Source organism: Paenibacillus sp. FSL K6-1217 (assembly GCF_045040735.1).
GTDB lineage: Bacteria > Bacillota > Bacilli > Paenibacillales > Paenibacillaceae > Paenibacillus_AQ.
The window spans coordinates 6,203,628-6,227,358 of the sequence record NZ_CP150271.1 but is presented as its reverse complement, the minus strand read 5'-3'; the positions used below and the strand labels follow the sequence as shown (position 1 = coordinate 6,227,358).

The following is a 23,731-nucleotide window of genomic DNA, read 5'->3' as shown; positions in this document are numbered from 1 at the left end:
TTCATTCCCCGCTCAGCTGCACCTTCTGCATACGGTCGTAAGCTTCCTTATATACGCCTACCAGCTTATCCACGCCCAGATTGTTCATTTCCTCCACATACTTATCCCATTCGGCCAGATTTCTGGAGCCGGTGACGAATTTGGCGAAGCTCTCATCCCGGTGCTTGTTGATCGCTTCCCCGGTAAGCGAGATCACTTCATTCTCCTCCTCGGTGAAGGCCGGGCGGGGCTGCATGGCGGACGGGTCATACTTGGCCGCTTCTTCATAAGCATGCTTCAGGTTATCGGAGAACAGCGACAGATGGGCATTGAAGTCGATCCAGGTATACGTGCCGCTGGTCTGCAGCCCGGTCTGCTTGCGCATTTCGGTCACATCGCTGTATTCCGGCTTGAACTTGATCGTACCGCCTTCTTTGGTATAGGTCTCCCCCTCCTTGCCCCAGCTGGCAAGTGTACGCCCTTCCTCTGTATAGAAGAAATCCATATAGGCCATGATGTCTTCAATCTGCTTCGAGGTCGAAGCCACTGTCAGACCGCTCTCCAGATAGTGAAAATAAGGATTGAGCTGCTTGCCGTCCGCCAGACCTGCGGGTGGAGCCAGGAACTGCATGTTGTATTCAGGGTTGTCTTTCTGCATCGCATTGTTGAAGAAATCAATCCGGCTGATATAATCGACGGTGACAAAAGACTTGCCGGTAGATACCATATCCTGCCACTGCTTTGTCTGCAGCGAGAGGAAATCCGGAGGAATTAACCCTTCATCATAGAAGCTTTTCCACATGCCGAGCATTTCCTTATAAGCGGGCTCCGTTGGCCCGTAATGCCACTCACTGTTATTAAAATCAAAATATGCGCCCTCACTGGTCCCGAAGTTTATCGTCATGCTGGCATTCAGCTCATCGGGGTTCTGCCCGTAACGGATGGAGAGCGGAAAGCTATCCGGATATTTCGCCTTCAGCACCTGAAGAGCTTCATGAAGCTCCTTATAGGTCGTTGGCGCCTTCAAGCCTTCCTTGTCAAAAACATCCTTCCGGTACATCCAGACTAAGCGGTTCGTCTCTCCGAAGCCCTGGTTCGGGAACATATACATCTTCCCGTCTGCGGACAACGCCGCCTTAGCTTCATCAGGATACTGCTGGATCCACTTGCTCAGGTTCGGCATCTTGTCCATATACTCCTTGATATCCACCAGAGCACCTTGCTGGCCGAATTTGTTAGATTCCTTACGGTTCGGCATATATAGGATGTCCGGCAGGTTTTTGGAGGCAATCGCCAGATTGAGGCTTTCTTCAAGCTCCCCGGAAGGCGTCTGCACCTTCAGGGTGACACCGGTCTTCTCCTTCAGCCAGCTCCAGACCGGCCAGGACTCCGAATAAGGAAACGTAGCATTGTTGTCCAGCAGCGCCGTGAAGGTCTTGACCGGCAATGCAGACGGACTTCCCGAACCTTCACTGCCCTCCTGCACAGCAGCTTCCGGCGCGGCTGCATTCTTATTGTTGCCGCTGCAGCCGGACAGAAGCAGCGATGCCATCACGGTAAGCAGACTTGCAGTCATCCATTTTCTCATATTAAGCCACTCCCATTCCTATGAATTGTACTGTTCGTTGTCAGCCTTTGACGGCTCCAATCATTGCGCCTTGGACGAAATACTTCTGGATAAACGGATACACGGCTAGAATCGGAAGTGTTGATACCATAATCGTCGCATATTTCAGCGATTCTTCAACAATCTGATTATCCCCCCCAATACCGGTTACATCTCCTGAGCTGGAGGTGCCGGCAAGGACCATATTGCGCAGCAGTACCTGCAGCGGGAACAGCTCCGAGGAGCGCAGATACAAGAGCGGGCCGAGGAAATTATTCCACATACTCACCGCATAGAAGAGCGCAATCGTCGCAAATGAAGCTTTGGACAAGGGCACGATGATACGGGCAAAGATACCGATGTCATTCAATCCGTCCATACGCCCCGACTCCTCCAGCTCCTTCGGAATGCCCGCGAAGAACGTGCGCATCAGAATCAGATTCCAGGTGCTCACCGCACCCGGCAGCACCATCCCCCATACGGTATCGACCAGATTCAGAGAGCGGACCACGAGGAAGGTGGGAATCATCCCGCCGCTGAAGAACATGGTGACCACAATCAGCATGGTCAGGCTTTTGCGCAGCGCCATATCGCTCCGCGACAAGGCGTAAGCTCCCGTGGAGGTGATGAGCAGGGAGATCAGTGTACCCGTAAAGGTGTAGACGATCGTGTTCTTGTAAGCTGCCCAGATCTTGGAGTCCTCCAGTACCACTTTATACATGTCAAGGTTAAAGCCCTTGGGCCAGATGGACACTTTATTCTGGATGACATTAGAATCACTGCTAAGCGACACCGCCAGCATGTGTATAAACGGATACAGCGTAACGACCGCAACCATCAGCAGCGCAATCCCATTGATTATACTGAACAGGTTAATCCGGAATTTCATAATAAGCACCTCTTTTCTACCATAGACTGGTTTCACTTATGCGGCGGCTGATCCAGTTGGCACTATAGATGAAGACCAGACTGATCATCCCCATGAATAGGTCTATGGAAGCCCCGTAGCTGAAATTACCTTGCTGCATACCGACTCTGTATACATAAGTGCTGATAATATCCGCAGTTTCGTAAATCGCCGGATTCTGCATCAAGAAGACCTTCTCGAAGCCTATCTCCAGCACCTGCCCGATATTCAGAATGAGTGTAATGACAATCGCGGGAGAGATACCCGGCAGCGTAATATGCCAGATCCGCCGCAGTCTGCCTGCTCCGTCCATTTCTGCCGCTTCGTACAGCTGGGGATCAATGGCGGTTAGCGCAGCCAGATAGATGATGGTCTCCCAGCCGATATGCTGCCAGATTTCGGAGAGTACATAAATGATACGGAAGAAACCCGGCTCGTTCATGAAGTTAACAGGCCCGATGCCAAGGCCGCCGAGCAGATTATTGATCAGCCCTCCCGTTGGCGAGAGAAACATAATCACCATACTGGCAACAATGACATTGGAGATGAAATGCGGAAGATAGCTTACCGTCTGCACGAGGCGTTTGAAGGACGCCTTCCTTACCTCATTCAGCAGAATCGCGAGCAGGATCGGGGCAGGAAAGCCGAATACCAGCCGGTATAACCCAAGTAGAAAGGTATTCTTCATCAGCAGCAGGAAATCCGGGTTCTCCAGAAACATCCGGTAATATTTGAAGCCCACCCAGTTGCTGGCCCAGATCCCCTTGAACAGATTGTAATCCTTAAACGTGATCACCAGCCCGAACATCGGCAGATACTTGAAAATCAAATAATACAGCAGACAGGGAAGAAACAGCAGCCATAATAATTTGTTTCTTCTCCAGGTCTTCATCACCCGTTCCCTCAGCTGCGGCCGGTCCCGGTTTCTCGCGGCGGTTGTCTCCGGCAGTGCATTTGCTTGCCCCATACGCATTCCCCCTAAATACTGTAGTGATGTTAGCTTTTTTCCCCTTTCAAGCCGGGAGTTATGGTTGAATTATAGAAAAAAAATCAGTGACAGCGCTATCAGCATGTTATATTACATATCGCCCGATTAGCGATTTTCTAAGAATCGGCTTATAAAAAGAAGAAAGTGCATATTGTCCGTGTGAGCTTTCGGGAGCTATGATGATATAAAAAGAATGTCCATAGCAAGGGGGACCATCATGCGCAGAAGAACAGACTTTAAATTTGCTTTCAACGCCTTGTTCGTGAAGCTAATGCTGAGCTTTCTCAGCGTTATCCTGCTGTTGGCTTCTTTCAATCTTGTCTCTCATCTATATCTGAGCAAGAAGGTCTATCAGGAGATGGTCCGCCAGAATGAGCTGGGTCTCAAGCAGACCGCCCTGAGCTACGAGAATCATTTCCGGCTGACACAGAACATCATTCTAGCCCTTAACCAATCGCATACATGGACGGCCAACCTGGGCCTCTTGAGCCAGGTCCGCGAGAACAGGCGTTATGATGTGGTCCGTGAGGTCAAATCGGATCTGGCGACCGTCTACTCCAACCCGTTCCTGCATATTGAGAATTTCATTCTCTATTTCAAAGAAGCGGATTATGTTTTTGAAAAGGACGGCACCAGCAGTATGAACGATATGTTCTCCAAATATTATGCCAGCAAGGAGTATCCGCCGGATTATTGGAAGCGGCAGACGATGGGGGATCAGTACATGAGGGTCCTGCCTGCAGCTAATTTTATAGAGAGTACGGTGAATTCCTCACGTCCGCTCGGGTCGCTGCTGCCGCTGGTCACCCAGGTTCTGCCCAATAAGGAGGTCTATGGCATTGTCATGCTGAATGCACGCGAATTGCACACGGCTTACGGGGATGGGAGCGCAAATCCGTTCTATATTCTGGATGCAGACGGCGTCATGCTGTTCTCCACCTCGGCAGACCGGCCGGCATTAGGCGACATCTCCGGGAGCATCAGCTACCATGAACAGGTCGGAGACCAATATTATTTCTATCAAAAAGGCGGGCACACCGGATTCACTTATGTCCAGGTTACACCAGCCGCTGCAGTGACTTCCGGAATGCGCCAGATGCAGCTGCTGCTGGCCGCCCTGCTGACTGCCGCCGTGCTCACCAGTATTCTGTTTTCGCTGTTCTTCAGTTACCGTCTTAACCGGCCGCTGCAGCGGCTGATTGCAGCACTGGAGCGCAAGTCGGGTACAGGCGCGGATAAGCTAAGCAGCGTGAAGGAATTCGCTATCATCGGGGACCGCATGAGCCGTATTCTGGAGACCAACCAATTCATTCAGACCGATCTGGAGCATAAAAATTCGCTGGTGCGCCAGTACGCCTACTCCCATAAAATTAAGAACATCCCCCTGAACCCCAATCTGCTGGATCTGGAGGATGCCCAAGCGGAAGACCGGCCGTATGCAGCCGTGCTGTTCAAGCTCAGCTTCAAGCAGCCGTCCCAGAGCCCGGAGAAGGATACCCTGATGCTGTGGCAGCTGATCCAGCACCTGTTCCTGGGCAGCGAAGGGGATATAGTGGCTGTGCAGCCGGAGCAGAACCAGCTCCTGCTGCTGCTGTTCCAATGCGGACCGCAGAGCGCTATTCTTCAGACACTCCAGACTCTGAAGGAGCTGCTGGAGGTGGAGCCCGCCTTTTATTTGACCATCGCGGTAAGTCCTGTCTACTCCGGAGAGACTCCGATTACCGGTGCTTACGGGATTCTCTCCTCACTGCTTAAAGAACGCAGGCTGAACGAAGAAACCCAGATTATCGTGGAGCCGCGCGCTTCATCGGCCCGTTCCTTTCATGTCAAGGTAACCCATGGGGAGGAGCTGTCGGGCCTTCTGCTGTCAGGCAATGAGGAAGCGGTGCTGGGATGGCTGGCCAGACAGCTGGAGCAGTTGAACCAGAAGGACGCTGCGGCCGAAGATTTCCGGGCCTTTGCCGCGGGAGCGGTGGAGCAGGCGGGCAAGACGGTAATGAAGCTGGGGTTGGAGGAGGCTGTACTGATTCAGCCAGCTCTTAAGGAGAACTTCGAGAGCTTCTATTCCACCGGGCAGTATAAGGAATGGCTTCACGCAATGGTCCGGCCGATCCTTGCCGCCATGCGGGCGAAATCCGAGACCAGGGACCCCGTACTTGCCTATATGCTGGACTATCTGGATAAGCACTACGGAGAGAATATCAATCTGAATCTTGTTGCAGACAAGCTGAATCTGAGTCCGGGCTATCTGTCTACCTTCTTCAAGGAGAAGCAAGGCATCAATTTCAGCGACTATCTGAACAACCTGCGGATCAGCCATGCCAAGGAGCTGCTGATGAACGTCGACCTGCGCATTCAGGAGATCGCACTCCAGGTCGGCTACCTGAATGTCAATTCCTTCATCCGTATGTTCAAACGCGCCTCCGGCCTTACTCCCGGCGAATACCGCAAAAGCCATGCCAGCGGAGGACTGCCCGCTGCGGAAGACGGGCCTTGAGGCGGTCCGCTTCCTATGCCTCGATGGTCCATACGCACGCAAGTGGAAACGGCTTTGCCGTCCTTTTAAAGGACGGTACCGTTTCAGCGAGAAATAGAAGGATAATTTATCGTGTGAAACATATAAATTCTTATATTTCAAAGAAAAGGCTGCTGATCTAAGCTCAGCAGCCTTCCGTTCCAGTCCGGATTCTCTGTGGTTCCTATTAATCACCTGCCTAACTCACAGTCAGAACCGGTTTATTGGCTGTGTTTTCTTTGCTGTTGAAGCTTATCGTTGCACCATTATTGTTCTCAACCTGCAGCTTGAAGGTCATTTTCTTATCGCCGCCGAGCTGGCTATTCACAAAACCTGTTACATCGATAGTGTACCAGCCGGCTGTAGATACATTAATTGTTCCAACCAGCACTGCACCTGTACTGCCCGGCTGATTGTTCCAGGTGATGCCTCCTGTTCCCGACTCTATCCATTCATCACTGCCGGTAAGTCCGTATACCTTCACAGGCGTTGACGCAGATACGGCATTACAGTACATCTTCAAGAGAGCAGAAGCAACGGGTGATCCCGTACGACCGGTAAGATCGAATCTTACAAACCCTTTCCGGTTATAGCCCTCATCCGCATCTCCCTTTACATCGACTGTTGCTGCTGTTCCATAGTTGGTTGCCGCATAGGTGCCGTCTCTTACATAGGCATCTCCATTGGTAATATAGTCGGTTGGTGCACCTGAGGATGCGCCTCCTCCCATGAAGGCGACCATCGCCATACCCGCTGCATTGCCTGATATGGTAACCTCATTGGTAGCATAATCTCTGCGGTTATCATGCCAGATCATCCGGTTGTCATTGAACTGCACGATACCCGGATCTTCCTGCCCGGCCAGCAGCGGGTCCTGCTGGTCTACAGCGTACTGGCTGCTGGTCTCAAACCCCTCGCTCCAGGCTCCGCGGAGCTGATAATTCGGGTTATTCACACGGTTCAATGTGGTTACACGGTGGCGGGGATTTTTAAACCAGGTGGTACCCGCACCATTTAACTTACTAACACCCCACGGATTCCTTCCCAGCATGAAATCAATCTGCTGCTGGGCCAGAACCGCATATGTGGTATTTCCGGTTAATTCCTGATACATCATGGCTTCTACCGCATTATTACTCATGGCTTCATACGTACCCCATTTGGGTTCACTGCTGGTATTCCAGAATTGCCCGGCAGCATAATTCTTTTTCAGGTTAAGATGATTATTCATCCGGCCTGCGGCAGTATTCTTATAAGCCGGATCAAGGGAGGCGACCTCATAGTTTGCCCAGTGATAGGCTCTGGACCAGTTGAGGCTTGTGTTACTTTTGTTGTACCATTCTCCCGCACTGTCACAGAACGATTTCGCTTCTGTTAAATAGGCGGCGGTACCTGTGGCCCGGTAGAGTTCGGCAGCCGCCCAGGCCATATCGTCTTTATAGTCCGTATCCACGTAGAATCCGTCCGCATCCCCAGCAATTCCCGTCCTTGTCTTCCCCCAAGTGTAGATCTGCTGGGCTGCAGTCAAATAGCCGGCAGCTAATGCAGCATTATAGACCGGTCCGGCAGCATCTCCCCATATTTTAGCTCCTAGTGCTAAGGCAGCTGCAGCTTTTCCGGCCAAGTTTGCGCCTGTACCGGCAGGGCATGGATGCACCGGACGCGCCGCGCCATAGATCGTATTGTCATTTTGCGGCCAGGTTTTGCTGCGGGAATCCAGATCATCATTCTCGACATCATGGTCCAGGCCGTCGGCTACTTCCATATACAGAATCTGGTTGGTGTTGTCCCACAGCTTGAGAATGAAATCAAGACCTACCTTCGCTTCCGTCAATGCTCCGGCCGCGCCTCCGGGAGCAGGAAAAGCTTCCGGATGGTGGATATAAGTCGTCAGCATCACATCCGTAACATGTCCGATGGTGCTCAGAAATTTGATATAATCCGAGGCATCATGCCAGCCCCCGGTAAAGTCCTTGGTGCCGGAAGCACCATCCGGCTTTCCGTCAATGGATGAGTTCGTTCCCGTCATATGGCATACGCCATGATCCTGCGGACTGGTATTTCCACACCGCTGCACTTTGAAGAACTGCATGGACAGATCGGCCAGACTGCTGTAAACCGAATTGCTTATAGCGAAGACCGGGGACTTATAGGCGTTGATTTTTATATAATATCCGCTTCCGGCAGTAGTTAGTGCACTGAAATCTATAGCATAGGAATAAGCACAATTTGCACCACCCGCGTCACCCCAGCTCCCTTTACTGGCTGTGGTAATGGTTCCGTTCAATACCGAGGTGTTGTTTGAATTGAACACATCATATCTAACTCCGCTCAAGCCCGTGCTTGATAATACGATGGCTATTTTAGCCGCAGCCGGACTGTATCCAACCTGGTTAACCCTTATAAATATGCCGCTTACACTAGCTTGAACCGAATCCGGTGAATTCATATCTTTGTACACGCCCTTTCATTTTTCACGTGCAAGGTGCTGTAATTTATATGAAGCCGCCCGCCTCACCCAATCACCTCCATGAAGTCATTTAAATGTCAGGCTGTACACCGCTGTGCCTTGGAGCGGTGTACCTGCATTATAACCAGTCCTATCATGGCAATTAAATCCTCATATGTTATTTATATCGTCTTTTTTACGGATAGCGAAGAAAATGAATACATAAATGGCAAAGTGTATAGGGTCAGTTCACCGTTTCCGTGATGCTGCTATGAAGCCCCTCAGGCAGGTGATGACCTTGCATCCTATACAACAAGCAAAGAAACCTTTCCGCCAGCATGGAAAGGTTTCTTTGTACGTCACTCCGCCGCCCAGGGCTGGGCAACGGACAGGACCGTCTCCCCGCTGGCCGCCGCCTGCTCCATGAGCAGGGCCAGGTATTGGTCCTGGCAGCCCTCCGCCAGACTGTAGAATGAAGGGCCGCCCTCTACATGCTGCTGCATTCTAACCAGACACTCGGCGATAGCAATCTCCTCATCCGTAAGCCGGGCAGGAATAAAGGGATTGCGGTACAGCCACTCCCCTTCCCCCATGATTCCCCGGAGATGCAGGCCTTCCAGATTGCCGCCATGACCGGCATCTATCCGCCGCAGCTTAGTGTAGACCGGAGTGTCATAACTCTGTAGCCAGGATATCTCATCATTCATGATCTCACCGCGCTCTCCCCGGACGAGCAGCCGGCAGGCCCGAATCCAGGAGAAATACTGGTCACGGGTGAAATCATAGACCCCCAGCCGGTCCCCGAAATCCAGGGTAGCCAGTGTCTGCCCGGTCTGAATCAGCTCCTCCGCAAGAGGAGGCCCGCTGCGCTGCGGCCCCTTCATAATAGCTGAACCGAAGCTCTGAGCCCGGATAGCCGCCTTCTCGAAGCGGACATCCAGCAGCTTGCGGATGAGGCTGATCCCGTGATAGCCATGGGCCACCGATACCTGCGCCTGACTGATTCTCCCGAGTCGTCCCGAACGCACTAGCCTGATTCTGGCTGCATGCATCGGCTGGTACATATACTGCTCAGCAATCTGGACAACGGCTGAACGGTCCAGCTTATTCCATAGCTGAAGAAGCTGTTCCAGATCCGGCGCCGGAGGCGTCTCGGCCAGGAGCGGAATGCCTTCAGCCGCCAGTCTTAGGATGTAGTCCTTGCCGGCCTCCCGCTTCAGGCAGATTACTGCGAAGGAATAACCGCCCGCTGCAACAAATAGATCCAGCGAGGTGTACACTTCCACTCCCCATATTCTCTTCAATTCTTCGGCTTTATCCTTATTGCGGACGTACATGGCCGCAATAGCAAAGCGCTCAGGCAGGGCCTTGGCGATCCGCAGATAGAATTCTGCCCGCCAGCCTCCGCCCACCAGACCAAATCTGATGATTCCCATGACCCCACTCCCCTTCTGTAATTACTCACTATGGTCTATTTCTGTTATTTCTCTGCCCCGCCAGCACTAATTTTCGTGGGTAGAATAGCCCGATTACCCTCCCCGGACCTACTTTCCAAATTTTGATTGAAATAGGACGGACGTAGGATTATAATCAGGTCACATACCCACTTTTTACCTATTGTTAGTAAGACAATACATAATTGACAGGAGATAAGCCTATGGATTGGCTTCATGCTTATGAGGACGAGCTCCGTGTGGTCTTTGAGGAGAGCCGCAGGGTGATCTCTGCGTTTCCAGAGCCGCTTAATGCCCGCGGCCTGTCGTATCTCAATCAGTTCAACGTGTTCCACCCGGACAGCCACAAGAATTACATCTGTTACCTGCTGCCCTTCTGGCTCCAGGACTCTTGTAGCCTGAGTCCTGAACTCGCCCGCAGGATGTCCGCAGGTAACATCTTCCTCATGCTCTACTTCTTCCTCCAGGATGATCTGATGGACAGCCCGGAGGCCTCGGCTGCGCAAACGCTGCCGCTTGCCAATCTGCTCTATGTCGAGTTTCTGGCTACCTGCCTTCCGCTGTTCCCGGCGGACTCTCCCTTCTGGCCCTGCTTCAGCCGTTACATCCGCGAGTGGGCAGACAGCGTGAACGGTGAAGCCGGCAGCGATTACTTCCTGAATGACCGTATCCGTATCTCCCATAAGGCCAGCCCGCTTAAGCTCAGCAGCACGGCTGCGCTGCTGCTCTCCGGCCAGTCCTCCTCCATTCCCGAGGCCGAAGAGATGATTCACACTGTGCTGTTGACCCTGCAGCTGCTTGACGACTACGAAGATTGGGAGCAGGATCTGGAGGACGGCAGCTACAACTGCCTGCTGTCACTGGCACGCTCCAGTACCGGAATAGCTGCCGGAGAACCGCTGACCGAAGCAGCCGTGAAGAACTTCATCTATGTATCAGGCGGACTTGCGGATTATGCGGCGACGGCCCAGGCCAACCACCTTAAACTGCTGGAAGCCGCCTTAGAGCTGCCCCTGCTGGTATCCTTCCATCTCGTGCTCGTGCAGAACCTCCAGCAGATCGCTGAAACCATTGAAGCACAGAAGCAAATACTGCTTGGCGGAGGGCTGGATTACTGGCTGTCCACCCAGCCGAATCTCTCATAATTTATGCAAATAGCAATAGAATTATAGAATGGCCTATGCTATACTAAAAAGGCAATTATAACCATTTCGAAAGGGTGATTGTATTGTCAGTAGGAGTTCTTAAGAATCAGGTGATTCAGAAGGCATGGGAGGACCCGGCTTTCAAACAAAGACTGCTTGCAGATCCGAAGGCAGCGCTTCAGGAAGCGCTGGGCATTAACCTTCCTGACAACATTACACTGAAGACCGTTGAGGAAGGCTCGAATGAATTCTACCTGGTCATTCCCCCAAGCCCTTCTTCCGGGGTAATGAAGACACGCATCACCCCCATGGGCACCTGGTAGCATACTTAAGTCATACTATTATCGGGAGTTGGAATCGTCCAGTCCTTCTGCAATCGGCAGAATGGTGATGGACTCGGTTCCGGCTCCTTTTTTGCTCATAAAGCGGATTTCACCCTCCATCGCCTCAATAATACGGAAGGTAACCATCAGCCCCAGCCCCGTGCCCTTCGTCTTGTTGGACGAGAAATACGGTTCGCCCAGGCGGCTAAGCACAGCCGGTTCCATACCTGCCCCGTTATCCTTAATATGAATATGTACCTTATCTCCCCGGCTGTAGGCCAGCAGATGAATCGTGCCTTCCTCCCCCAGGGATTCAATGCTGTTCTTGATGATATTGATCATCGCCTGCTTGAACTTCGAGGAATTCCCTTTGACCCACAGTCCGTCTTCAACCTCCAGAATCATCTTGCCCCCGTTCAAATGGCATAAAGGCAGCAGGATGCTCTGGATATGCATGAATTCCTCATTCACATGGAGCAGGGAGACCTGTTCGAATTCCGGCTTGGCAAAAGTCAGAAAATCAGTGATAATGCTCGCCGCCCGGTCCAGCTCACTAAGCGCCATGGACAGGTATTTCCGCTCGTCCCCGCTCGACTTCTCGCTGAGCAGCTGGAGGAACCCCCGGGTCACCTGAAGCGGATTGCGCACCTCATGGGCTACCGAGGCTGCCAGCTCGCTGATAATCTCCATTTTCTCCGACCGCTGCAGTTCGTTGTTGAACAGCTCCAGCTCCTGCGAATACTTCACCACTTGGCTGTGGTTCTGTGCCAGCCGCCGCCCCAGAATCACGATCAGCGAGAGAATGAACACAACAAGCGCCCATTTCCAATAGAAGAGATCATAATTCCCGCGTTTGAAATAATACCATAGCAGTTCCAAGATCCCGGTTAGGGCAGCCGTGCCGAAGCCGCATGCGAAGATAATCGCATCCTTATTGCGCTTCAGGGAGAACACGATTACGCAGCCGATCAGCAGAATGAATTGAAGAATCATAATAATGCCGATTATTTTGGTAGAGATGAAGTAGTAGAATTCCAGAAACCGGCTCCCGGAGAGGGCATTAATAATGAGGAAGACACAGCAGAATAGCGAATAGGCCATCTGGAATTTACAGAATCTGCGGATGATGCCGTATTTGCCACCGCCGAATATTTTCTCGAACAGGAAGGTCAACGCAGGCAACAGGGACAACAGCGCCACATCGAACAAAAACACACTGATCCCGCCTATATAGCTGTAGAAGGTGTACGTGAAGGGCGAGTAAGTTACCGACAGCACGCCGGTAGAGGCAATGACAATGGACAGCGAAGCCGCCACCGTGAAATACTCCTTGTTCAGGAAAAATGCGCACACAAACAAAACCGCCGCCACAAAGATAAAAGCGCCGCCCAGAATCACATCGATGAGTCCGTTTTTGATATAGTCCTTGATAAGAATACTGTGCTCGCCGAGCATCACCTGCTCTTTGATTCCGATCCGGTCCTGGAGTGTCTGCGTCCAGATATAGATCGTCTTCCCGTTATCCCGCATGTCCAGCGGCACAAGCAAGGAATAATTATCCATAATGAAGCCGCGGTCCCCTTCAAAAATTATCCGGTCCTCCACATACACCTTCACATGCAGCGCATAGATCGTCTGAATATAGAGGGCGGGAGACACGTAATGATAGGAAGGCAAAGTAATCTTCATCCAGGCGGACGATACTCCGGGAGGCTTCTGAGGCATCTCGGCCTTCGCCTCCACCTCCATCCACCCCTCTGACTCCGTTACCGGAGCCTTGCGCCCGCCATCATCCGGCCCCTCCTGCCACTTCATCTGCCAATGTCTGATCTCTCCGGCGGGGGAGACGCTTTGGGCGGACACCAGAAGGCTGCCGCAGGTTAAGCAGAGCAGAACAAATACCAACGCTGTATGTAAACTTTTGACCATCAAAGACATGCAAGCACCTCAGAGGAAAGTTTTAGGAACAAAGTTCTGTAGTGTTAATATTTCGCCCCATACTCCGCCCATCCCTTCAAAAAAACGGAATAAACAAAAATATTTTCTAATTCACAGTGGAGGCAGGCAATTTAATGAGCACCTCGGTCCCTTCGCCCTTGCGGCTGTTGAACTCAATGGTGCCGTTCATCGCTTCAACAATACGGAAGGTGACCATCAGGCCTAGTCCCGTGCCCTTGGTCTTATTGGAGTAGTACGGCTCTCCCAGCCGGGCCAGCTCACTGACCTTCATGCCCTCGCCGTTATCCTTCACGCTGATGATTACCAAGCTGCCGGTCCTCCAGGCTGTTACCACAATCTGCCCCTCCTCCTGCAGCGATTCAATGCTGTTCTTGATCAGATTAATAAATGCCTGCTTGAACTTGGCCGGGCTGCCCGTCACTTGAAGCTCCTGCTGCAGACGCAGCTCGATCGAACCGCCCTGCAGATTAGCCAGCGGCAGCAGGATTCCCGACACATGCTTCAGCTCGTCCGAGACTTCGAATACATCCACGGTATCCACACCCGGCTTCGCAAAGGTCAGGAAATCGGTAATGATCACCGAGGCCCGGTCCAGCTCCTCCACGGCCATCTGCAGATACTCCTTCTCCTTGTTGCCGGAGCGTTCGCCCAGAATCTGCAGGAACCCGCGCGTGACCTGGAGCGGATTACGCACCTCATGAGCCACCGAAGCGGCAAGCTCGCTGATAATTTCCATTTTCTCCGAACGCTGCAGCTCATTATTGAAGTTCTCCAGCTCCCTGGAGTATTCCAGCGCCTTCTCATGGCTTCCCGCAAACCGTCTGCCCAGAATAGCGATCAGGGACAGAACGAATATCACCATGCCCCATTTCCACCAGTACAGGTGATATCTCTCCATCGAGAGGAAGTAGCGCAGCAGCTCGGCCAAGGAGACCAGGGCAAATACAGAGAAGCCGCCAGTGAACAGGATGGCCTCTGAATTGCCCCTGCGGGCATAAGAAAGCGCCAGACTCAGCAGGTAAACAAACTGTGCAATCATAAGTACACCGGTTGCGTTAATTGTCAGAGCTGAATACAGCGAGTCCAGCCGGAAGGAAAGTGCCGCATTCAGAAGAAGTGCCGCAGCACAGAACAGGGAGTAGGCCAGCTGAAAATTACGCACACGGGTAGTGAGCCCCCGCTTGCCGGGTCCAAACAGCTGCTCAAAATAAAGCGTGAACGCGGGCATAAGCGTAAACATGGCCAGATCAAAGCAGATCTGCCTCAGACGGTCCCCGCTGCTTAGAATCAGGGTCAGAAACGGGGAATAGGTAATCAGCAGCACCCCGAAGGACAGGATGACAAGCGCCAGAAAGAATCCGCTGTAGAAGAACTGCGGCTTGAGAAACAGCAGGCAGATCAATAACGCTCCCGCCATGAAGATCATCGCTGCTCCGAGCACCACATCCACCAGGTCCTGCTTCACATAAAAGGACAGCAGCTTATTATAGCTGCCGACCCTAACGCCCCCCTCAATTCCAAACTCCCCGCTGCCCGCATTCCACAGATAGAGCGGCTTCGTGCTGTCTTGTGCCGGAAGCGGAATCAGCACCTTATTGCCGCTATATCCCCCATCCCCGCTGGAATCGTAGATCAGCTGGTTGTCTATGTAGGCTTTCAGGCTGTCGCCAAATACCTGATCGATCAGAATAGCGGGAGTTGCCCCTCCAGGGGGCAAGGTAAGCCTTAGCCAGGCGGAAGATGTACCGGATGGGGGAAGCGGCTTGGCATCCCCGGACTGGACCCGTGTCCATCCGGCAGCCGGCCATGCCGATGCAGCTTCTATGCCGTCCGTTGTTCCTGTCTCCCACTTCAGCTCCCAGGCCGGAATTTCCGCTTCTGTATGTCCGTCCCATTCCATGGCGATTCCCAGTGGAATTATAGTTATCACAATCAGCAGCATAATAAAGACTGCGGCTGTTTTGGCTGATGCTAACTTCATTGTGGCACCTCAGTGAATCTATAGTCGTATTTATGTAGTCCATATGATTCTTATTTTCGACAACGTTTGCACTATACCTGCCATAGCCTGCAAATAACCTCGAAATCGCTCGGTTAATTCTTCATTTCCGGTTATTCTGCCGGGGGAATGAATATATTAATCAGAACGGCTGCCCGGATGCCGGGAAGATTCGCCGCCGCTTAAACGGGTATAGTTGTACTATAAGTACTATTAAGATGAAGACTTACAACAAAGGGAGCTGATTGGCGATGGGTAATGAATTCAATAAGACGGAAGCCGACTTTGTATATGAGCGTTATACCACAATGGGCGGTGTCTCCCCGGAGCAGGATATCCCGCTGGAAGAATTGCGTCCGCTTGGCACGATTACTGAACAAAGCCCCAGTGAGGAGACTTCAGACGCCGGGAACCGCCCGCTGGAATCCGCGCTGGCCAGTCATGACCCTGCCCACTTTACACCTATCGATTTCGACGGTGTAGTGGATGACGGCTCAGATCCGACGCTTGTGGGCGACCCTATTCTGGCAGCCGATATCGGACTGAATGCACCGGATTCGGGGCTTGGACCGCGGGCAGACCGCCCGGCTCCTCCAGCCGCCACCCCCGGTCCGCAGCGGGATGAGCTGCTGGAGTCGGATGCTATATATACAGCCGGGGCGGCCGGATTAACCGGAAGTGCCATTGATTATGCCGACTCCGGGGAGGAGCTGGCAGAGGAAGCGGAGGAAGCCGCTCCGCTGGAGGATGTCCCGGATGCGGATGACCTGGTTCCAGGAAGCAGCGTTGACCCGGTCTCTCCGGACCCTGACGCCATGCCCGGTACCGATGTACTGAACGGCTCAAACGGCGACGAGTAGAAACGGCTAAGCGGTCCTTTGTAAGGGCATATACGCTAATACGTGGACGAAGCAGCCCTGCCGGGCGTTTATCTGCGGTCCGTATTGACTTTTGGAGAGAATCGACTTACGATAGTTTCATTCGATTGCGGCGATGGAGTTCGCCTTAACCGTCCTTCGGGGCTAATGACTCCTACCAGTGGTTACTCCGCTGGTAGGAGTCTGTTTTGATTTCAGGGGTATTATATCGGGCACGGGAGGCACTAGCCATAATGAAAAGAAAGTATGAACAGTGGGCAGCGCTGGCCGCGCGCCAGAGCCAGCTTGCGCTCTGGAGTACATTCGTGAAATGGGTGATTCTGGGGGGAATAGTCGGACTGCTGGCAGGCAGTGCCTCGGCCCTGTTCCTCGCCAGTCTCAACGCAGTCACCAGGGTAAGACTGGAGCATGCCTGGCTGCTCTTCCTGCTCCCGGCGGGAGGCGCACTCGTCAGCGGAATGTATATGCGTTACGGCCAGAGCAGCATCAAGGGGAACAATCTGATTCTGGAGCAGATCCGCCAGGGAAATGAAGCGATTCCGCTGCGCATGGCCCCGCTGGTCCTGGGCGGGACGCTAATTACCCATCTCTTCGGCGGTTCGGCCGGACGCGAAGGCACGGCTGTGCAGATGGGCGGCAGTCTGGCCGATGCCCTCGGGCGATGGCTCAGAATCGGTCCGCTGGACCGCCGAATCCTGCTGATGTGCGGCATCAGCGGCGGCTTCGGCTCCATCTTCGGAACCCCGCTGGCCGGAACGGTGTTCGGCCTGGAGGTCATCGCCATCGGGCTGATCAGCCATCGGGCGCTGCTGCCCTGTTTTGCCGCCAGCTTCACCGGTGATCTTGTCGCCTCCCGCTTATGGGGCGTTCACCATATCCACTATCAAGTGGATAGCTTCCCCGGTATGGATGCACTGGTGCTGGTCAAGGTTATAATCGCCTCGGTCCTGTTCGGCCTCTGCAGCCTGCTGTTCAGTGAGCTTACCCATTATCTGAAGCGGAGCTTCACCGCCCTGATCCGTAATCCGATGCTCAAAAGCGCCGCCGGCGGGCTGATCATTATCGTCCTGGTCTACATAGCCGGCTCCAGAGATTATCTGGGGCTGGGCCTTCCGCTGATCAGCAGCTCCTTCGAAGACGGCGTGTCGCCCTTCGCCTTTCTATGGAAGCTGATCTTCACTGCCTTCACCCTCGGGACCGGCTTCCAGGGCGGCGAAGTGACGCCGCTGTTCGCTATCGGAGCTTCTATGGGAAGCAGCCTGGCTGGAGTGCTTCATCTATACGGGCCTTTTCTGGCTTCGCTTGGCTTCATCGCCGTCTTCTGCGGAGCCACCAACACCCCGCTTGCCTGCTTCATTATGGGCATTGAGCTGTTCGGCTCCGGCGGAGCGGTCTATATGTTCATCGCCTGTATCATCAGCTATCTGTTCTCCGGACACAGCGGCATCTATAGCTCCCAGCTGATCGGCATCTCCAAGAGCGCTTTGCTGCCGGTTCCTGAGGGGACGACTCTCGCTGCCGCCAAAGAGCGGCCCGCACCAAAGTAGCGGAACCCGGCAGGCCGCACAAGCAGGCTTTGCCAGAAGAAGGACAAAGAAGGTATGATACAAAGGTGTAGGCACCAGATTATTCAAGGTTAATAAAGGAGAGATTCCGAAGTGAAGCCAACAACAAGAAAACCCGTCATCCTGCTTGCGATGATGTGCCTGATGCTCGTCATTCTGGCGGGCTGCGGCAATAAGCCCGTGAATTCCGGCAATGCTGCCGGGAATGGTAACAGCACTACCGGGGCGGGCAGCGAAGCGACAGCAGCACCGCAGGAGAGCGCCCCCGCAACAGAAGGCGTGCCTTCCGCCACGGCCAGCCATCCGGTGGTGACGATTGAAATGGATAACGGCGCTGTCATTAAGGCCGAGCTGTATCCCGAGGTTGCCCCGAATACGGTCAACAACTTCATCTCCCTGATCCAGAAGGGATTCTATGACGGAACCATCTTCCACCGGGTCATTCCGGGCTTCATGATCCAGGGCGGGGACCCGGATGGCACAGGAATGGGCGGACCGGACTACAGCATTGCAGGAGAATTCAATAATAACGGCTTCACCAACAATCTGCTGCATACAGAGGGCGTGCTGTCCATGGCGAGAGGACAGCACGATATGAACTCTGCTGGCTCCCAGTTCTTCATTATGGCCGCTGCTTATCCAAGCCTGGACGGCGATTACGCTGCCTTCGGTAAGGTTACCGAAGGACTCGAAGCGGTCCAGGCCATCGTCAGTCTGCCGCGCGGCAAGAATGACCGTCCTGATGTGCCGCCGGTGATGAAGAAGGTCACGGTCGATACCCTTGGCGTAACTTATCCAGAGCCGCAGAAGGTACAATAGAAACTTCTTGCCGCCAGCGTCAGCGAGAATTCAACACAACACGAAGAGCCATTCCCTGTTGCCGGAGGATGGCTCTTCGCGTATCATGCCTATTCTTATGTCTATCCCGAACGTAATCAACGTCAGCAGGAACCACTTGATCCATTGTCCGAACAGGCTGACGGCTGTCCCGTCGAACCGCAGGCGCTGCACCTCCACCACGGTATGCTCAACCTTGGCCAAGGGTTCAGGCCCAGTATTGATCCGGACGGTATTCAATCTCGGACTGTACCGCGATCATCAAGCGCCCGGTGTCCGCGTCATAGGTGACAGGATTATCCCCTACGTAGTACCAGTGCTTGATGACAGGCCCGTCCGCAGGCTCCTCGAAGCGGAATACGTTAAGCTCGGCCTTCAGCTCCACCACCGCAGCCCCCTTATCCTCCGCTACATCCGTCAGGGTAATCAAGGTCAGTCCGCCCTGCTCATCGAAGGTATACCCTACTCCCTCCATGCTGTTTACAAGCATACGTCCGGTTACGGAATGCTTTACCAGCACTCGTTCCTGTTCTGCCATTCGCGTTCCTCCTCTATGTCTGTATCCTGCCTCCCGAATTACGGCAGATCAATCACCATGACCAGTATATTCTCATCCGCCTTCAGCTCCAGCCGCTCCACGCCCTGAATTCTCGCCGAATCTCCCGGCTTCAGCACCTCATCCCCGTTCAGGGTAAGCTGTCCTTCGACCAGATACACGAAGCTGCGCCGCCCCGGCTCCTGCCGGAAATCCAGCTGTTCCCCCGCCCCGGCCTTCCCGAGATAAATCGTCATGTCCTGGGCAATACCGACAACCTCCGCCGAGGCGTCGGCCGCTACGACCGGAAGCAGGCTTCCTTCAAGCTTGACCGGATCGAAGCGTCCGGTTGCATAGGACGGGGCCGTCCCCCGGGTCCGGGGCATGAACCAGAGCTGAAGCAGACGGACCGGCTCACTGTCCGAAGGGTTGTGCTCTGTATGAATCGCGCCGGTCCCCGCCGACATCCGCTGAATGCCGCCGAAGGACGTCTGCGCGACATTGCCCAGGTTGTCCTCATGACGCAGCACGCCGGACAGCACAATCGAGACGATCTCCATGTCACTGTGCGGGTGGGCGCCGAAGCCTTTGCCCGGGGCAATCGTATCATCGTTACAGACCCGCATCGGCCCAAAGGCCGTGTTGTCCGGATCATAGAAATCCCCGAAGGAGAATAGATGGCTGCCCTTCAGCCAGCCGAGATCGAACTGGTGCGCAGACGCAGCAGGATAGATAGTAATCAATGGAAATCGCCTCCTGTGGTTGTTATGAAGTGGTTGAGATTTGCAGTTCAGACACGATGAACCATTTCTTGGACGCAGCATCCTTGAAATACACCTGGATCATATAGTTTCCCTTGTCGGTAACCTTATAATTATACGCTGCCGATTTGAACCAGAAGCTGTCCTTCTTCTCGGAAATCGGCTGGCTATCTACAACATCCGTCTTGCCTGCCGGGTCTGTAATGGTAATCTTCAGATCGGAGATATCCGTCTTGAGGTGATCCACCTGCACCAGGGCAGAGAAGGTATTACTGGAGTCGCTTCTGACTTTGCCGAAAATCTTGCCCTGCTCATCCAGCAGCACCGTGTTCACATTAGGCTTATAGATCTTGACCGTCCCTGCTGACTCGTCTACGGATACAATCGCCTGCATATTGTCCGGAAGCTGCTCCACAGGTACATAGACCCCGCCTTCCGAGGAGATAGCCGGCTGCTTAAGCAGCATATTATTGACATAGAATGAGAGATCTGTTTTGCCGGCAGCAGCATACAGCAGGCCTCCTCCCGAGACCGTCATCAGGCACAGTGTTGAAATCGCCAGCTTGCGCATCTTCCCCATTATTCCCGTCCTCCCTATATTGTCCTATGCTGTTTATACCCTTCAGGCGGCAAGGAGTTGCTGTGAATTGTAAAATAAAACCGGCTGCACAATTTCCTGAGGAAATGCACAGCCGGTCACGGTACAACCTTCTTGCTCCGGGTACACCGGAAGCCGCAATTACAGCTTGGCGATAGTCTCGGTAAGAACCGGGACAATCTGTGATTTACGGGACACTACACCCTTCAGCACTGCCTTGTTATCGTCCAGCTTCACATTGTAGGCCTGTTCCACAGCGCCTGCTACGCGGCCCAGGGCGAGACCCACGGAATCGTTGTTCAGGATATCGGTAACCACGAACAGGAACAGATCAAGTCCCTTGTCGTCAATGATAGCGGTAAGAGCCGCTTCCAGCTCCGGCTGTTTGGACAGGACATCATTCACATCCACAGCGTTGACCTGGGCAATCTCCACCTTGTACTCACCCATCTTGAATTCCTTGGCATCCAGGGAGATCAATTGGGCAATGCTCTTGTCACTCAGGTCTGCACCGGCTTTGAGCATGTCCAGGCCATAGCTCTCGGCATCCACTCCGGCAAGGGCCGCCAGCTCACGCGCAGCAGCCACATCCTGCTCCGTGCAGGTCGGCGATTTGAACAGCAAGGAATCAGAAATGATAGCGGACAGCATCAGACCGGCGATGTTCTTAGGAATGGCAACACCATTCTCTTTGTACAGCTTGTTCAGAATAGTAGCCGTACAGCCCACCGGCTCAGCCCGGTAATACAGCGGGTAGGCCGTCTCAAAATTCGCAATCCGGTGATGATCAATTACCTCAACCACGCGGACCTGATCGATATCATTCGCACTTTGCTGGCGTTCATTATGGTCCACCAGAATCACTTGTTCAGCTTCTGCGGCTACGTTCTCCACCAGACGCGGAGCTTCCACCCCGAAGTGGTCGAGGGCAAACTGCGTTTCCCCGCTGATGTCTCCAAGGCGGACCGACTCGGCATCCCAGCCCAGTTCCTTCTTCAGTGCCGCATAGGCAATTGCTGAACAAATGGTATCGGTATCCGGGTTTTTGTGACCAAAGATCAAAGTTTTTGTCATTTCCAATCTCCTTACTATGTTTTTGTGAGAATAATATACCATACATTGATAGATACCTGCCAGAGACCTGTAAATATCCGGCCTGGGATTAACTCCGGGTATACCCCTGCACTGCCTGTTCGGGTTGCCCCCGCTTCGTCTTCGGCAGAGCCTCAGGCACGCTCTCCCCGGACAGCGGCTCGTTATCCGAGAACAGATCCGGGTTCTCCCGGAGCATATCGCTCAGAATACGGGTGGTCTCTGCGGTGCCGCAGAGCATGACCGCCGCATCGCCGAAGCTGCCCCTGCGCAGCGCCCCGCCATCCTCCAGCACGGATTCCACCTTCCAAAAATGCTGCGACCAGGACAGTCCGCAGTGCCTGCGCGAAGGAACCGCGATCTCTCCGCCTTCCGGCGTCACGGTATAGAGCGCCTCATGCCCGTCCGTCATCCGGCCGGGAATATCCACCCATTCTTCAATTCCGTGGATGAACGTATTTCTCCGCAGATCCACCCCGAGCAGCATAATCTCCGCCCCCCGGTCCAGCAGCTTGCCGTAGACCGACCCGCGTGCACATGGCGTATCCCAGCGCTCATCTCCGGCTGTGAACAACGCTGCATCCGCGCCCAGCGCAGCCACCGAATGCGTGGGGTGCCAGGAACGGATCACACCCGGCCGCTTACGGAACAGCTCCGGCAGAATTCCGACGCAGGAGGGCGACTCCAGCACGGAGAAGCGCGGATTCTGCGCATCGATATACGACCAGGTATGGGTGGGCAGGACCAGCAGCCCCTCCTTCATATATTCTGAGAGAACATCCAGTACAGTATCCGCTCCCCCTTCGACTTCACCGATGCTTTTGAGTGAGGAATGGACCAGCAGTGTCCCCTGCGGATCGATTCCCATTCCCTCCAGCTGCTTCATCAGACTTGATCTGGTGTGCATGATTAACCCCGCTTTCCTGAATAATAAATACCAGCTTGAAATGCATCTTGAAATACACCCTGAAATACATCTTGCAAAATTACTCATTTACTATTAAAATTATAGTAACTTAATATTAATAAGTAATTTTCCAAATGTTCACCGCAGTGACGACCTAGCTTCAAGTTCAACTCTTAAGTGTGTCTTATATAACAACCACCCCAAATTCCAGGAGGTATTCCCATGAGTTTAACATTAAAAGGTCTTCACCATGTATCTGCCATTACCGCCAAAGCACCGGAAAACTACAAATTCTATACAGAAGTGCTCGGACTCCGCTTGATCAAGAAGACCGTCAACCAGGATGACGTCTCTGTCTATCACCTGTTCTACGGGGATGAGACCGGGAATCCCGGTACGGAGCTTACCTTCTTCGAGCTGCCTAACGCCGGGCGTAACCGTGATGGCAACAACAGCATCTCCGCGCTCTCCCTGCGCGTTCCCGGAGATGATGCCCTGCTCTTCTGGACACAGCGCTTCACGCTGCTCGGCGTAGAGCATGAGGAGATCACCGAACGCGGCGGCCGTAAGACGCTGGCCTTCACCGATCACGAGGGCCAGCGCCTCATCCTCGTCTCGGATGAGCACAACAAGGGCATGGCCGGAGGCAAGCCGTGGGCCAAGAGCCCGGTTCCGGCCGAGCATGCCATTGTCGGGCTGGGACCGGCACATCTGACGGTTGAGACCGCTGAACATACGGCCCTGATTCTGGAGGACCTGCTCGGCTTCCGCCGCGCAGGCAGTTATCCTTCTCCGGTGGCGGGCCAGCCGGACATTCTCGTGTTCGAGACCGGTGAAGGCGGCTCCGGCACGGAGATCCATCTGGAGGAACGCAGCGATCTCCCGCAGGAGCGACTGGGACGGGGCGGCGTACATCATGTAGCCTTCCGCGTCGATAACGAAGAGGAGCTGAAGCAGTGGATTGAACGCATCCGCAGCGTGCAGCTCCCGAACTCGGGCTTCGTGGACCGCTTCTACTTCCGCTCGCTGTATTTCCGGGAGCCGAACGGCATTCTGTTCGAGCTGGCTACGGACGGACCGGGATTCGCCACGGATGAGGAGGTCGAGCATCTGGGCGAGGCGCTGGCTCTGCCGCCGTTCCTGGAAGCGAAGCGCGAACAGATTGAGGCCCACCTGAAGCCGCTGGATACCCGCCCGCAAGTCTAAGCTTATTGTGAATTACACATAAAAACTC

General features: G+C 53.7%; 20 protein-coding genes and 1 riboswitch. Of the genes, 7 read left to right on the top strand and 13 right to left on the bottom strand.

What is annotated here, in order from left to right; genetic code table 11:
• Position 1: 1 nt before the first annotated feature.
• From MHH28_RS27435 to MHH28_RS27425, 3 genes are read right to left on the bottom strand one after another with little or no spacing between them, the layout of a single operon-like run.
• The gene (locus MHH28_RS27435) at positions 2-1,567 is read right to left on the bottom strand and encodes an extracellular solute-binding protein (RefSeq protein WP_405107527.1); all 1,566 of its coding nucleotides are present in this window, start codon (positions 1,565-1,567) and stop codon (positions 2-4) included.
• A gap of 40 nt (positions 1,568-1,607) precedes the next feature.
• The gene (locus MHH28_RS27430; RefSeq protein WP_405107524.1) at positions 1,608-2,474 is read right to left on the bottom strand and encodes a carbohydrate ABC transporter permease; all 867 of its coding nucleotides are present in this window, start codon (positions 2,472-2,474) and stop codon (positions 1,608-1,610) included.
• A gap of 16 nt (positions 2,475-2,490) precedes the next feature.
• Entirely contained in the window at positions 2,491-3,384 is an 894-nt protein-coding gene (locus MHH28_RS27425; RefSeq protein ID WP_340944750.1) for an ABC transporter permease subunit, read from the bottom strand.
• Between the two features lie 313 nt (positions 3,385-3,697).
• Between MHH28_RS27425 and MHH28_RS27420 the strand changes: the two genes are divergently transcribed.
• Positions 3,698-5,977: a helix-turn-helix domain-containing protein gene (locus MHH28_RS27420; RefSeq protein WP_405107521.1), complete on the top strand. Its 2,280-nt coding sequence runs from the start codon at positions 3,698-3,700 to the stop codon at positions 5,975-5,977.
• 217 nt (positions 5,978-6,194) lie between these two features.
• Here MHH28_RS27420 and MHH28_RS27415 read toward each other — a convergent pair whose 3' ends face one another.
• The gene (locus tag MHH28_RS27415; RefSeq protein ID WP_405107518.1) at positions 6,195-8,444 is read right to left on the bottom strand and encodes a glycoside hydrolase family 9 protein; all 2,250 of its coding nucleotides are present in this window, start codon (positions 8,442-8,444) and stop codon (positions 6,195-6,197) included.
• A gap of 359 nt (positions 8,445-8,803) precedes the next feature.
• On the bottom strand, positions 8,804-9,880 hold the full coding sequence (locus tag MHH28_RS27410) for a Gfo/Idh/MocA family protein (protein WP_405107515.1): 1,077 nt from the start codon (positions 9,878-9,880) through the stop codon (positions 8,804-8,806).
• 221 nt (positions 9,881-10,101) lie between these two features.
• Here MHH28_RS27410 and MHH28_RS27405 point away from each other — a divergent pair, with 221 nt between their 5' ends.
• Positions 10,102-11,043, top strand: coding sequence for a hypothetical protein (locus MHH28_RS27405; protein WP_405107512.1), 942 nt, complete (start codon positions 10,102-10,104; stop codon positions 11,041-11,043).
• A gap of 83 nt (positions 11,044-11,126) precedes the next feature.
• Positions 11,127-11,366, top strand: a complete 240-nt coding sequence (locus MHH28_RS27400; protein ID WP_405107509.1) for an NHLP leader peptide family RiPP precursor — start codon at positions 11,127-11,129, stop codon at positions 11,364-11,366.
• An 18-nt stretch (positions 11,367-11,384) separates the two neighbouring features.
• Here the strand turns inward: MHH28_RS27400 and MHH28_RS27395 are convergent, their stop codons facing one another.
• On the bottom strand, positions 11,385-13,295 hold the full coding sequence (locus tag MHH28_RS27395; RefSeq protein WP_405107506.1) for an ATP-binding protein: 1,911 nt from the start codon (positions 13,293-13,295) through the stop codon (positions 11,385-11,387).
• Positions 13,296-13,410: 115 nt separating this feature from the next.
• Positions 13,411-15,306: an ATP-binding protein gene (locus tag MHH28_RS27390; RefSeq protein ID WP_405107503.1), complete on the bottom strand. Its 1,896-nt coding sequence runs from the start codon at positions 15,304-15,306 to the stop codon at positions 13,411-13,413.
• A 269-nt stretch (positions 15,307-15,575) separates the two neighbouring features.
• Between MHH28_RS27390 and MHH28_RS27385 the strand changes: the two genes are divergently transcribed.
• The 3 genes from MHH28_RS27385 to MHH28_RS27375 all read left to right on the top strand — a co-directional run bounded on the left by MHH28_RS27385 (position 15,576) and on the right by MHH28_RS27375 (position 18,586).
• Positions 15,576-16,184, top strand: a complete 609-nt coding sequence (locus MHH28_RS27385) for a hypothetical protein (protein WP_405107500.1) — start codon at positions 15,576-15,578, stop codon at positions 16,182-16,184.
• 120 nt (positions 16,185-16,304) lie between these two features.
• A riboswitch (Fluoride riboswitch) is annotated at positions 16,305-16,366 on the top strand.
• 69 nt (positions 16,367-16,435) lie between these two features.
• Positions 16,436-17,749, top strand: a complete 1,314-nt coding sequence (locus MHH28_RS27380) for a voltage-gated chloride channel family protein (RefSeq protein ID WP_405107497.1) — start codon at positions 16,436-16,438, stop codon at positions 17,747-17,749.
• Between the two features lie 150 nt (positions 17,750-17,899).
• On the top strand, positions 17,900-18,586 hold the full coding sequence (locus tag MHH28_RS27375) for a peptidylprolyl isomerase (protein WP_405117270.1): 687 nt from the start codon (positions 17,900-17,902) through the stop codon (positions 18,584-18,586).
• A gap of 30 nt (positions 18,587-18,616) precedes the next feature.
• On the opposite strand, the gene MHH28_RS27370 is transcribed toward MHH28_RS27375, so the two are convergent.
• The 6 genes from MHH28_RS27370 to MHH28_RS27345 form a co-directional block, all read right to left on the bottom strand.
• Positions 18,617-18,808, bottom strand: a complete 192-nt coding sequence (locus tag MHH28_RS27370; RefSeq protein ID WP_405107494.1) for a hypothetical protein — start codon at positions 18,806-18,808, stop codon at positions 18,617-18,619.
• 4 nt (positions 18,809-18,812) lie between these two features.
• A complete protein-coding gene (locus MHH28_RS27365; RefSeq protein ID WP_405107491.1) occupies positions 18,813-19,142 on the bottom strand; it encodes a hypothetical protein in 330 nt (109 codons plus the stop codon).
• 38 nt (positions 19,143-19,180) lie between these two features.
• On the bottom strand, positions 19,181-19,882 hold the full coding sequence (locus MHH28_RS27360) for a pirin family protein (RefSeq protein ID WP_405107488.1): 702 nt from the start codon (positions 19,880-19,882) through the stop codon (positions 19,181-19,183).
• A 22-nt stretch (positions 19,883-19,904) separates the two neighbouring features.
• A complete protein-coding gene (locus tag MHH28_RS27355; RefSeq protein ID WP_405107486.1) occupies positions 19,905-20,480 on the bottom strand; it encodes a hypothetical protein in 576 nt (191 codons plus the stop codon).
• A gap of 159 nt (positions 20,481-20,639) precedes the next feature.
• On the bottom strand, positions 20,640-21,572 hold the full coding sequence (locus tag MHH28_RS27350) for a manganese-dependent inorganic pyrophosphatase (RefSeq protein ID WP_405107483.1): 933 nt from the start codon (positions 21,570-21,572) through the stop codon (positions 20,640-20,642).
• 88 nt (positions 21,573-21,660) lie between these two features.
• Positions 21,661-22,497, bottom strand: a complete 837-nt coding sequence (locus MHH28_RS27345; protein WP_405107480.1) for an AAC(3) family N-acetyltransferase — start codon at positions 22,495-22,497, stop codon at positions 21,661-21,663.
• A gap of 222 nt (positions 22,498-22,719) precedes the next feature.
• Between MHH28_RS27345 and MHH28_RS27340 the strand changes: the two genes are divergently transcribed.
• Positions 22,720-23,703 carry a ring-cleaving dioxygenase gene (locus MHH28_RS27340; protein ID WP_405107477.1) on the top strand — a complete coding sequence of 328 codons (984 nt, stop codon included), beginning with the start codon at positions 22,720-22,722 and terminating at the stop codon, positions 23,701-23,703.
• Positions 23,704-23,731 lie beyond the last annotated feature (28 nt).